Origin of the sequence: Pseudomonas sp. GM78 (assembly GCF_000282475.1) — a bacterium.
Taxonomy (GTDB): domain Bacteria; phylum Pseudomonadota; class Gammaproteobacteria; order Pseudomonadales; family Pseudomonadaceae; genus Aquipseudomonas.
The window spans coordinates 75,509-86,119 of record NZ_AKJF01000125.1 but is presented as its reverse complement, the minus strand read 5'-3'; the positions used below and the strand labels follow the sequence as shown (position 1 = coordinate 86,119).

Here is a 10,611-nt window from a genome sequence, read left to right as displayed (position 1 = left end):
TCGCCGTAAGGGCGAAACCCTAGGTGGCCGTTACCGCAGCAATGGATATGTACTCCGTCATCAAACAACAGGTCGGCTGTCAGGCCGCCTTGGCTTGACCTTTGATTCGGTGATCAAGCTCGTATAGGGTGGCGTTTTGTCCATCAGGGAGCTGGCCATGTTGCGTCTGAGCGCGCTGTATCGTTATCCGTTGAAATCCGGCAAAGGGGAGACCCTGCAACAGGTCGGCCTCGACAAGCTGGGACTGGACGGCGATCGACGCTGGATGTTGGTGGATGAAGCCAGCGGACGCTTTCTGACCCAGCGCGCGGTGGCGCAGATGAGCCAGCTGTCGGCGTTGTGGAATGCCGAGGGTGGTTTGACCCTCAGCGCCCCCGGCCATGCGCCGATCGATGTCGCCTTGCCCGCCAGTGATGCTCAATTGCGGGGCGTGACCATCTGGCGTGACAGCTTGCGCGTGCCTGATGCCGGCGATGCGGCGGCTGCCTGGGTCAGCCGGTTCATCGGCAAGCCGACGCGCCTGGTGCAGGTGCCGCTGGACCGTGCACGCAGCACCGCATCGGGCTACGGCAAGGACGACGATCAGGTTGCCTTCGCCGATGGCTTCCCGTTGTTGCTGATCGGCCAGGCATCGCTAGAGGATTTATCGCAACGGGTCGGGCGCCCAATGGAGATGCTGCGTTTCCGGCCAAACCTGGTGATAGAGGGCAGCGAAGCGTTTGCCGAGGATGGCTGGAAGCGCCTGCGCATTGGCGACGTCGAATTCCGCGTGGTCAAGTCCTGTTCGCGCTGCATCCTGACCACCATCGACCCGCAAACCGGCGAGCGTAGCGCCGACCGCGAACCCTTCGCCACCTTGCAGAAGTATCGTGCCCAGGCCGAGGGTGCAATGTTTGGACAGAATCTGGTCAACGACGGCAATGGCCGGCTCGAAGTCGGCATGCCGGTCAGCGTGCTCGAATAAACGCCCTTCAACGAAAAATGCCCGTGTCGCTGGACACGGGCATTTTTTTGCGGTGAACCCGGGGTTTTTAGCCGCGGTATTCGCACAGGTAGGCGGTGTCGACGGCCACTTTGAGCTGGAACTTGCTGTTGGCTGGCACGTTGAACTGGCTGCCGGCGGCGAAGGTTTCCCAGTCGCTGCTGTCCGGGAGCTTGACGGTCAGGGCGCCGGACACCACGTGCATGATTTCACGCTGGCTGGTGCCAAACTCGTATTCGCCCGGAGCCATGACGCCGATGGTCGCTGGACCTTCAGCAGTGCCAAAGGCGATCGACTTGACGGTGCCGTCGAAGTACTCGTTGACTTTAAACATGGGCGATTCCTCGAAAAGGGCTAAAAAGGGCTGGCCAGTATGCACAAGGCCCAAGACCTAGTCACCTCTCTAAAGCGCAAGGACAAGGGGCAACAGGCGCGCGGTATTGCGTGCGTCTTCCAGCGCCCGGTGTTGCTGGCCGCTGAACTGCAGTCCCGCCAGTTGCAGGGCGCCGTTGAGCCCCAACGGTCGTTCCAGGCGCCGGGCCTTGGCAAAGCGCTGCTTGAGATTCATGTGCGGCACCTGGCTCAAAGCGCTGTCGAGTGCCAGGCGTTGCCAATCCTGGAGCAACTGTTTGCGATCGTAGTCGCCCCAGCTGACCCAACCTTCAAGCCGCGGGTGATGTTGGCCCAACCAGCGCTCGAACGCCGCCCAGACTTCGCCCATGGGCTGTGCGGCATCGATGTTGGCCTGGGTGATGTGCGTCAATTCCCGGCAAAACGGCGTCAACAAAGGGCGCCGCAACGGGCGCACGAATCGCTGGAAAAAATCCAGCTCTCGGCCTTTGTGATCCACCAGGGTGGCACCGATTTCGATGATTTCCATTTCCGTAATGGGCCAACCACCCTCATCGGTGGTGGCTTCCAGATCAATGACCAACCAGTGAGGCATCGCAGGGTTCCCGGTATCCGCATGCTGATAGGGCTTGAGCGTAGCCAAAGCCAGCGGTTACGCCTAGCGGCTTATTCGACCTCCAGCAGAATCTGCCGGTTTTTCACCTGGTCGCCGACCTGCACCTGCAAGCGTTTGAGCACGCCGTCGATGCCCGATTTGAGCGGGTGCTCCATTTTCATGGCTTCCAGCACCACCAGCAGTTGGCCTTTGCTGACCTTGCTGCCTTCACTGACCAACACGTCGATGACCGCACCGTCCATTGGCGCCTTGAGGGTGCCGCAGCTGGCACTGGCCTGGCTGCAGGCCGGCGCATGAGTGCGATCCACCAGGCGCAGGCTGCCTGAATCTGCGTACAACCAGAGGTGCCCGGCCTCCAGGCGGTAGGCATGGCGCTGGCGGATGCCGTCGATTTGCAGGGTGGCCCAACGGCCGTCGCTCTGGATGGTCTTCAGTTCGAGGTGGCGGCTGGCGACTTCAATCCGCAGCGGCTCGCCGGGAACCGCATGCAACGCCACCGGCCAGACCTGATCGTCCAGTGCGAGGCGATAGTGCAGGGGCACGCTGGCGTTGTTGCGCCAACCCGCCAATGCCACTGGATGCGCCTGTGCGGATGCCTGATAGAACAGCGCCGCGGCAATCGCCAGTTGTTCGGCGCTCGGCACCTGGCGCTGCAAACAGGGATGCTCGGCGAAATGCTGCTCGATGAAGCCGGTACTGAATTCGCCGCCGATGAATTGTGGATGTTGCAGCAGGCTGGCGAGCAAGCGCTGGTTGCTCTGTACCCCCAGCAGCACGCAGTCCTGTACGGCCCGCAGCAACTTGCGCCGGGCCTCTTCGCGGGTCTGGCCGTGGGCGATGATTTTGCCCAGCATCGGGTCGTAGAAGGGGCTGATGTCCTGGCCTTCGACCAGTCCATGGTCGACCCGCACGCCGTCCTGCAAGCACGGTTCCCATGCCACGATGCGTCCGGTCTGTGGCAGGAAACCTTGGGCTGGGTCCTCCGCGTACAAGCGCACCTCCATGGCATGTCCCTTGAGTTGCACGTCCTCCTGACGCAGCGGCAGCGCTTGCCCCTGGGCGATGTTCAACTGCCAGGCCACCAGGTCCAGTCCGGTGATGAGTTCGGTCACCGGATGTTCCACTTGCAGCCGGGTGTTCATTTCCAGGAAATAAAACTGTCCGCGCGCATCCAGCAGGAATTCCACCGTGCCCGCGCCGACATAGTTGACCGCGCGCCCGGCCTTGAGCGCCGCTTCGCCCATGGCCTGGCGCAACTGACTCGTCATCACGGGGCAGGGGGCCTCTTCGATGACTTTCTGGTGGCGACGCTGGATCGAGCAATCGCGCTCGCCAAGGTAGATCAGGTTACCGTGCGAGTCGCCGAACAGTTGCACCTCGACATGACGCGGTTCGATCAACGCCTGCTCGAGGATCAGCTCGTCACTGCCAAAGCCGTGCAAGGCTTCGGAGCGAGCGCTGCGCAGCTGTTGCTCCATCTCGCTGGCGCCGTGCACCAGGCGCATGCCACGCCCACCACCGCCGGCACTGGCCTTGATCATCAGCGGGTAGCCGATGCGGGCGGCTTCGCGGATGAGGGTGGCATCGTCCTGTTCGGCCCCTTGATAACCCTCGATGCAGGGCACGCCGGCAGCGAGCATGGCGATTTTCGACCGACGTTTGCTGCCCATCAGTTCGATGGCTTCGGGGCTGGGCCCGATGAAGGTGATGCCGGCGTCCTGGCAGGCGCGGGCGAAAGCGGTATTTTCCGAAAGGAAACCGTAGCCCGGATGAATGGCGTCAGCCCCGGTACGTCGGGCGGCGTCGATGAGCGCCTGGGTGTTCAGGTAGGACTGTTGCACCGGGGCCGGGCCGATGTTTACCGCTTCGTCGGCCATTTGCACATGCAGGGCATCGGCGTCGGCATCGCTGAATACGGCGACGGTGCGGTAGCCCAGAGCCTGGGCGGTGCGCTGGATGCGGCAGGCGATTTCACCGCGGTTGGCGATCAGGATTTTGCTGAATCCGGGCATGGTTCATTCCCTTTGATGTGCGGTGAATATGAAGGCCTCATCGCTGGCAAGTCGAATCGTCGCACCGCAGCTCCCACAGGTTTTGTGTGCGGCGCAGATCCCTGTGGGAGCTGGCTTGCCAGCGATGCTTTTAGGAGGCCCACCCCGGTTTCCGCTTTTGCACAAAAGCCAGGGTCCCCTCGACCCCTTCCGCCCCGGTCAGCGCGTCGCTGAACCATTCGGCTGCCTGATCCAGCAGGGCATCCGACGGTTGTCCGGCACTCGCCAGCAGAAGTTTCTTGGTCATCGCATTCGCTTGCGGCGCACAACACAGCACATGGGCCAGCACCTCATCGAGGCGCTCGGCCAACGCCTGGGCATCGTGCTCGACAAAATGCACCAGCCCCATCCGCCGTGCCTGGGTGCCGTCGAAACGTGCCGCGGTCAGGGCCAGGCGGCGGGCCTGGGTCAGGCCGATGCGCTGCACCACGAACGGCGCAATCTGCGCTGGCAACAGGCCGAGGCTGGTTTCCGGCAGGCCGAACTGCGCCTGGTGATCGGCCAAGGCAATATCGCTGACACAGGCCAGGCCGAAACCACCACCGAGCACCGCGCCCTGCAGGACAGTGATCACCACTTGCGGCGCGTGCTGCACCTCTTGCAGCAACGCACCGAACAACCGATTCAAATCGCGGTGCGCGCCCGGACCTTGAGTGCGTGCGTTGGCCATGTCCTTGATGTCGCCCCCGGCACAGAAATGCCCGCCGGCACCGCCGATCACCAAGGCCCTGATCCCCCGGTCATCGTGCACCGCCGCCAGCATCGCACGCAGTTCGCTGACCATTTGCAGGCTCATAGCGTTACGACAGTCCGGTCGATTGAGGGTGATGTGCAGCACACCGTTGTGCAGTTCGAGCAGCAGGGTCTGGCAAACCGGCAGGGTACTCATTTGTGTTTCCCCGGCAGGATGCCCATGAGCTTGCAGATGATCCCCAGCATGATTTCGTCGGCACCGCCGCCGATCGACACCAGGCGCACGTCGCGGTAGGCGCGCGCCACCGGGTTGTCCCACATGAAGCCCATGCCGCCCCAGTATTGCAGGCAGCTGTCGCTGACCTCGCGGCCCAGGCGACCGGCCTTGAGCTTGGCCATGGACGCCAGGCGCGTGACGTCCTGGCCCTTGATGTATTGCTCGGTGGCTTGATAGACCAGCGCCCGCAGGCATTCGATCTCGGTTTGCAACTCGGCCAGGCGAAAGTGAATGACCTGGTTGTCGATCAGCGCACTGCCGAAGGTTTTGCGCTCCTTGCAATACTCGATGGTGCTGTCGACGCAATATTCCAGGCCCTTGATCATGTTGGCCGCACCGAACAGGCGTTCCTCCTGGAACTGCAACATCTGCATCATGAACCCCGCGCCTTCATGACCAATGCGATTGCGCTGTGGCACCCGCACGTTGTCGAAAAACACCTGGGCGGTTTCCGAGCTGCGCATGCCGAGTTTGTCCAGGTGCGAACTGAGGCTGATGCCCGGGGTGGTCATCGGCACCATGATCAGCGACTTGTTGATGTGCGGTTTGTCGTCCGAGGTGTTGGCCAGCAGGCAGATGAAATCGGCGCTCGGCGAGTTGGTGATCCACATCTTGCTGCCGTTGATCACGTAATCGTCGCCGTCCTTGCGCGCGGTGGTTTTCAAGCCGGCCACGTCGGAGCCCGCGCCGACTTCGGAGACGCCGATGCAGCCGACCTTCTCGCCGCTGATGGCCGGGCGCAGGAACTCTTCGCGCAACTCATCGGAACCGAAACGCGCCAGGGCCGGGGTGCACATGTCGGTCTGCACGCCGATCGACATGGGAATCCCACCGCAATGAATGGTGCCGAACTCTTCGGCGGCGACGATCGAGTAGCTGTAGTCCAGGCCCATGCCGCCGAATTTTTCCGGTTTGCTGATGCCCAGCAGGCCGAGGTCGCCGGCCTTGCGAAAGATCTCGTGGATCGGAAAGCGCCCGGCCTTTTCCCATTCCTCGACGTAAGGATTGATCTCGTGATCCACGAATTGGCGAACGGTGCGACGCAGTGCTTCGTGTTCCTGGGTGAAGATCATTCTTGTTGTTCTCCTGACGAACCCGCTCGTTCCCACGCTCTGCGTGGGAATGCCTCAATGGACGCTCTGCGTCCGCTTCTGGGACGCGGAGCGTCCCGGGCTGCATTCCCACGCAGAGCGTGGGAACGATCAACTAAAAACGCGCGACACCGAAGCTGTTGGTTTGCAGCGAACGCACCTCGGCCTCGTGACAGATATCCAGCAAGTAACCGAGCAGGGTACGGGTGTCACGTGGATCGATCAGGCCGTCGTCCCACAGATTGGCGCTGCCATAAAGCGCCGTGGACTGGCTGTCGAGTTTCTGTGCGGTAACCTGTTCGAGCATGTCGAGCATTTTCGGGTCGGGCACCAGGCCGTCCTTGGCCTGCTTGGCCTCGGTGACGATGCGCAGCACCTTGCCGGCCTGGGCGCCGCCCATGACGGCGGTGCGGCTGTTGGGCCAGGCGAAGATGAAACGCGGGTCCAGGCCACGGCCGCACATCGCGTAGTTGCCGGCGCCATAGGAGCCGCCCACCACGATGGTCAGTTTCGGCACCCGGGCATTGGCCACTGCCTGGATCATCTTTGCGCCGTGCTTGATCACCCCTTGCTGCTCCGATTCGGTGCCGACCATGAAGCCGGTGGTGTTGTGGAAAAACAGCAGCGGTGTCTGGCTCTGGTCGCACAGCTGAATGAATTGCGCAGCCTTGCTCGCGCCCTTGGGTGTGATCGGACCGTTGTTGCCGATGAATCCGCAGGCGCGGCCCTGGATTTGCAGTTGGCCGCAAACGGTCTGCTGATCGAACTCGGCCTTGAATTCGAGGAAGTTCGAGCCATCGGCGATGCGGGCGATGATCTCGCGCACGTCGTAGGGTTTTTTCGGGTCATCCGGGATCAGGCCCAGCAATTGGTCGATGGGGTAGAGCGGCTCCTGCCATTGCCTGGCAGGCAACACCGGCAAGCGCGCATTCCAGGGCAGCAGGCTGACGATCTCGCGCACCTGGCGCACGCCGTCGGCGTCGTTCTCGGCCAGGTATTCGGCGGTGCCGGCGGTTTGCGCGTGCATCTGGGCGCCGCCCAGTTCCTCGTCGGTGGCGACTTCTCCGGTTGCCGCTTTCAAAAGAGGCGGGCCGGCCAGGAACAGCTTGGCCTTGCCGCGTACCACCACCACATAGTCCGACAGCCCCGGCTGATAGGCACCGCCCGCCGTCGCCGAGCCATGGACCACGGTAATCTGCGGCAGGCCCATGGCCGACATCCGTGCCTGGTTGGCAAAGCAGCGCGCGCCTTCGACGAAAATCTCCGCCGCATAATTGAGGTTGGCGCCGCCACTCTCGGCGAGGGTAATCACCGGCAGTTTGTTTTCCATGGCGATCTGTTGCAGGCGCAGGGACTTTTTCAGGCCCGAGGGGGAAATGGTGCCGCCCTTGATCGCACTGTTGTTGGCCACCACCAGCACCCGCACCCCCGACACGTAACCGATCCCGGCGATCAGGCCGCCGCCGGCCGAACTGCCGTCCTTGTCGTCGTGCAACTTGTAGCCGGCCAGGCTGGCCAGTTCGAGAAACGGCGCACCAGGATCGAGCAACAGGTTGAGGCGTTCGCGGGGCAGCAACTGGCCGCGTTTTTCGAACCTGGGCCTGGCCTCGGCAGCCTTGTCCAGCAGGTTCTGTTCAAGTCTGCGAACCTGCTCGAGGGCGTCCAGCATCGCCATGTGATGGCGGGCGAACTGTTCGCTGTGGGGGTCCAGTTGCGACTCGATCACCGGCATGGGTTATTCCTTGTCCTTGAGGACGTCAGGCAAGTACGCACGGTGAAAGCCGTTGTACGACTCGCTGTGGGTCGCCTTGTGAATCGGCCATGCCCGGCCGCCGAGGCTGGCCGCGCCGTCGATGCGCAGGGTGCTCCCGCTGATGAACGCCGCGGCCGGGCTGAGCAGGAAAACGATCGCCGCGCTGACTTCCGATTCGGTGCCGATGCGCTTGAGCGGCACGTGTTCCCGCAAGGTCGGAATCACCGCCTTGAACGCACCTTCGTAGGTGTCCATGCCGCTGGACGCGATCCAGCCCGGCGCCACGGCGTTGACCCGGACCCCGGCGTGCCCCCATTCGAAGGCGGCGGTCTTGGTCAGGTTGTCCATGCCGGAGCGCGCCGCGCCCGAGTGGCCCATGCCGGGCATACCGCCCCACATGTCGGCGAGCATGTTGACGATGGCGCCGCCGTGCTTGCTCATGGACTGGTTGAACACTTCCCGGGCCATCAGGAATCCGCCCAACAGATTGGTGCGCATCACCGTTTCAAAACCCTTCAGATTGATCGAGGCCAGTGGCGACGGGTACTGGCCGCCAGCGTTGTTGACCAGGCCGTGAATCGGGCCGTGCTTGCGGATAAATTCGCTGACAAGGTGCGTGACCGCTTCTTCTTCACGGATATCGCAGGTACCCCAGTCGGCCTTGCCGCCGTCTTCGGCGATCTCGGCCGCGACGGTTTTCAACTTGTCGGCCTTGCGCCCCACCAGCAGCACATGCGCACCGAGGGCCGCCAGCTCGTGGGCAGTGCAGCGGCCAATGCCACTGCCGCCACCGGTGACGATGATGGTCTGGCCGGCAAACAGATCGGCTTTGAAAATCGAATCGTAGGCCATGGCGGCAATCCTCTAGTTGACCTGGTCGGCGATGCGCTGCGGCACCGGTATCTGGATCTCCAGCAGTTGCTGGGCGAAGGCCTTGCCCTGCGGATCGATCCGCAGGCTGGCCACGCCGCCGCCACCCAAAGCGTTTTCCAGGAGGAAATTCAGGCTGTGGGTGGCGGGCAGGTACCAGCGCTCGACACGCCCGTGGATCGGGTCGAGGACATGGCTCATCCAGTCGACGATCACTGCCGGGGTCAGGGCTTCGGCAATCCACGGCAGGTACTGCGGCTCGCGGGCCATGACGCCGATGTTGCTGTGGTTGCCCTTGTCACCGGAACGGGCGACCGCAAGCTTGACCAAGGCGACGCTGGCGTCAGCCGGTCCCGTGGGTCGGGGTGGCTCAAATGGCACGGGCAGGTCGGCGCTGTCGAGCACATCGAGGGCGGGCAGGGCGCACGGGTGGCGCTGGCCCATGAGATCAATTTCCAGCGTGCAGGCGGTTTTGTCGATCAGGAACGAAAACAAGCGGATCAGCGGATACACCGTCGGCCGGCCGCCGACGATCCCGGTCAGCCCTGGCGCCATGCCGGTGGCGGCCTGGGCGATTTCCCGGGAGAACAGGATCAATGCCGGCTTGTGCGCATGGCGCACCGCGAGCTTGATCACCACTTCGCGGCTGTCCTGGCGCTGGCCGTGGGGGCCGTACGTGGCTTCACTGCCGAGCAGTTCAATGTTCACCTCGCTGTAGGGTGCCCAGCCGCGTTGGCTGAACATCTGCGAAGTCTTGTCGATGATCGCAGCGCTGACCCTGCGGGCCTTGTCGACCGCATCGATCCCGGCAATCAGGCAACTGGCGGTGCAGCGGAAACCGTCCGGGTACGTGGCGCTGACCTTGTACTGGGCGGTGGGCGGCAAGCCTTTTGCGCCATGCACCCGCACCGCGTTCCTGCCTTGCTGCACGAGTTTGACCTGGGTGAAATCGCAGACCACGTCGGGCAGCAGATAGGCCCGCGGGTCACCGATCTCGTAGAGCATCTGTTCGCCCACGGTCAAGGATGTGACCAGGCCGCCCGTGCCTTCGGGCTTGCTGACGATGAACTGGCTGTCGGCGCTGACTTCGACGATGGGGAAACCGATGTGCTCGTAATCGGGTACATCGCGCCAGTCGGTGAAGTTGCCGCCGGTGCATTGGGCGCCACATTCGATGATGTGCCCGGCCAGCGCCGCCTGGGCCAGTTTGTCGTAGTCGTGCCACGACCAACCGAACTCATGCACCAGCGCGCCACTGACCACGGCGCTGTCGACCACGCGCCCGGTGATCACGATGTCCGCCCCCAGGCGCAGGGCTTCGACGATGCCCGGCGCACCCAGGTAAGCGTTGGTCGAGACACACATCGGTGGCAGGGGGGCGGCGCTGAACATTTCATGAATGCCGAGGTGGGCCAGCTGTTTGAACTGCGGTTGCAGGTCATCGCCCAGCAGCACGGCGATCTTCAGCGCGACGCCAGCCTTGTCGCAGGCTGCCTGCAGGGCAGCGGCACAGGCTTGTGGATTGACCCCGCCGGCATTGCTGATGACGCGGATCTTTTGTTCGGTTAGTTGAGAGAGCAGAGGAGCGAGGACTTCGATGAAGTCGTTGGCGTAGCCGGCCTGGGGATCTTTCATCCGTGCGCCAGCCATGATCGACAGGGTGATTTCGGCCAGGTAATCGAAGACCAGGTAGTCCAGGCGCCCGCCTTCCACCAGTTGCGCGGCGGCGGTCGAGGTGTCGCCCCAGAAGGCACTGGCGCAACCGATGCGAATTGTTCTTGGCGCAGTCAACTCCATAACCACCTCCGGCAACAATGTTGGGAGACTACCAAGCAAGCGCTTGGTTTGTAAACGGCTCAACTATCTTCTGCCCGAGCGCTTGCTTGGTCCTCGCCAGTTGCTTAAATTGCCAGCGCAGCCCCAATGT

Annotated in this window: 9 protein-coding genes; 1 reads left to right on the top strand and 8 read right to left on the bottom strand. The window is 63.1% G+C overall.

Translation table 11 applies throughout. From position 1 onward, the window contains the following. The first annotated feature begins 157 nt into the window (after positions 1 to 157). The gene (locus tag PMI35_RS11410) at positions 158 to 964 is read left to right on the top strand and encodes an MOSC domain-containing protein (RefSeq protein ID WP_008061856.1); all 807 of its coding nucleotides are present in this window, start codon (positions 158 to 160) and stop codon (positions 962 to 964) included. 67 nt (positions 965 to 1,031) lie between these two features. Here the strand turns inward: PMI35_RS11410 and ppnP are convergent, their stop codons facing one another. The 8 genes from ppnP to PMI35_RS11450 all read right to left on the bottom strand — a co-directional run bounded on the left by ppnP (position 1,032) and on the right by PMI35_RS11450 (position 10,481). Continuing rightward, positions 1,032 to 1,316: a pyrimidine/purine nucleoside phosphorylase gene (gene ppnP / locus PMI35_RS11415; RefSeq protein WP_007940055.1), complete on the bottom strand. Its 285-nt coding sequence runs from the start codon at positions 1,314 to 1,316 to the stop codon at positions 1,032 to 1,034. A gap of 69 nt (positions 1,317 to 1,385) precedes the next feature. Then, positions 1,386 to 1,928, bottom strand: a complete 543-nt coding sequence (locus PMI35_RS11420; protein ID WP_008061855.1) for an exonuclease domain-containing protein — start codon at positions 1,926 to 1,928, stop codon at positions 1,386 to 1,388. 71 nt (positions 1,929 to 1,999) lie between these two features. Next, positions 2,000 to 3,961 (bottom strand): acetyl/propionyl/methylcrotonyl-CoA carboxylase subunit alpha, encoded by a 1,962-nt coding sequence (locus PMI35_RS11425; RefSeq protein WP_008061853.1) that lies wholly within the window; start codon positions 3,959 to 3,961, stop codon positions 2,000 to 2,002. Between the two features lie 130 nt (positions 3,962 to 4,091). Further along, positions 4,092 to 4,889, bottom strand: a complete 798-nt coding sequence (locus tag PMI35_RS11430) for an enoyl-CoA hydratase/isomerase family protein (protein WP_008061851.1) — start codon at positions 4,887 to 4,889, stop codon at positions 4,092 to 4,094. Further along, positions 4,886 to 6,043 carry a citronellyl-CoA dehydrogenase gene (gene atuD / locus PMI35_RS11435; protein ID WP_008061849.1) on the bottom strand — a complete coding sequence of 386 codons (1,158 nt, stop codon included), beginning with the start codon at positions 6,041 to 6,043 and terminating at the stop codon, positions 4,886 to 4,888. Before atuD ends, PMI35_RS11430 begins: the two co-directional genes overlap by 4 nt. Positions 6,044 to 6,176: 133 nt before the next feature. Continuing rightward, positions 6,177 to 7,793 carry a geranyl-CoA carboxylase subunit beta gene (gene atuC, locus PMI35_RS11440; RefSeq protein ID WP_008061848.1) on the bottom strand — a complete coding sequence of 539 codons (1,617 nt, stop codon included), beginning with the start codon at positions 7,791 to 7,793 and terminating at the stop codon, positions 6,177 to 6,179. Between the two features lie 3 nt (positions 7,794 to 7,796). Beyond that, positions 7,797 to 8,666: an SDR family oxidoreductase gene (locus PMI35_RS11445; RefSeq protein ID WP_008061846.1), complete on the bottom strand. Its 870-nt coding sequence runs from the start codon at positions 8,664 to 8,666 to the stop codon at positions 7,797 to 7,799. Between the two features lie 12 nt (positions 8,667 to 8,678). Continuing rightward, positions 8,679 to 10,481 carry an acyclic terpene utilization AtuA family protein gene (locus PMI35_RS11450; RefSeq protein ID WP_008061844.1) on the bottom strand — a complete coding sequence of 601 codons (1,803 nt, stop codon included), beginning with the start codon at positions 10,479 to 10,481 and terminating at the stop codon, positions 8,679 to 8,681. Between the last annotated feature and the right edge of the window lie 130 nt (positions 10,482 to 10,611).

What these genes read in the sequence shown, in the direction of transcription:
- PMI35_RS11410 (WP_008061856.1), top strand. Translation starts at nt 158, where the DNA reads ATGTTGCGTCTGAGCGCGCTGTATCGTTATCCGTTGAAATCCGGCAAA.
- ppnP (WP_007940055.1), bottom strand. Translation starts at nt 1,316, where the DNA reads ATGTTTAAAGTCAACGAGTACTTCGACGGCACCGTCAAGTCGATCGCC.
- PMI35_RS11420 (WP_008061855.1), bottom strand. Translation starts at nt 1,928, where the DNA reads ATGCCTCACTGGTTGGTCATTGATCTGGAAGCCACCACCGATGAGGGT.
- PMI35_RS11425 (WP_008061853.1), bottom strand. Translation starts at nt 3,961, where the DNA reads ATGCCCGGATTCAGCAAAATCCTGATCGCCAACCGCGGTGAAATCGCC.
- PMI35_RS11430 (WP_008061851.1), bottom strand. Translation starts at nt 4,889, where the DNA reads ATGAGTACCCTGCCGGTTTGCCAGACCCTGCTGCTCGAACTGCACAAC.
- atuD (WP_008061849.1), bottom strand. Translation starts at nt 6,043, where the DNA reads ATGATCTTCACCCAGGAACACGAAGCACTGCGTCGCACCGTTCGCCAA.
- atuC (WP_008061848.1), bottom strand. Translation starts at nt 7,793, where the DNA reads ATGCCGGTGATCGAGTCGCAACTGGACCCCCACAGCGAACAGTTCGCC.
- PMI35_RS11445 (WP_008061846.1), bottom strand. Translation starts at nt 8,666, where the DNA reads ATGGCCTACGATTCGATTTTCAAAGCCGATCTGTTTGCCGGCCAGACC.
- PMI35_RS11450 (WP_008061844.1), bottom strand. Translation starts at nt 10,481, where the DNA reads ATGGAGTTGACTGCGCCAAGAACAATTCGCATCGGTTGCGCCAGTGCC.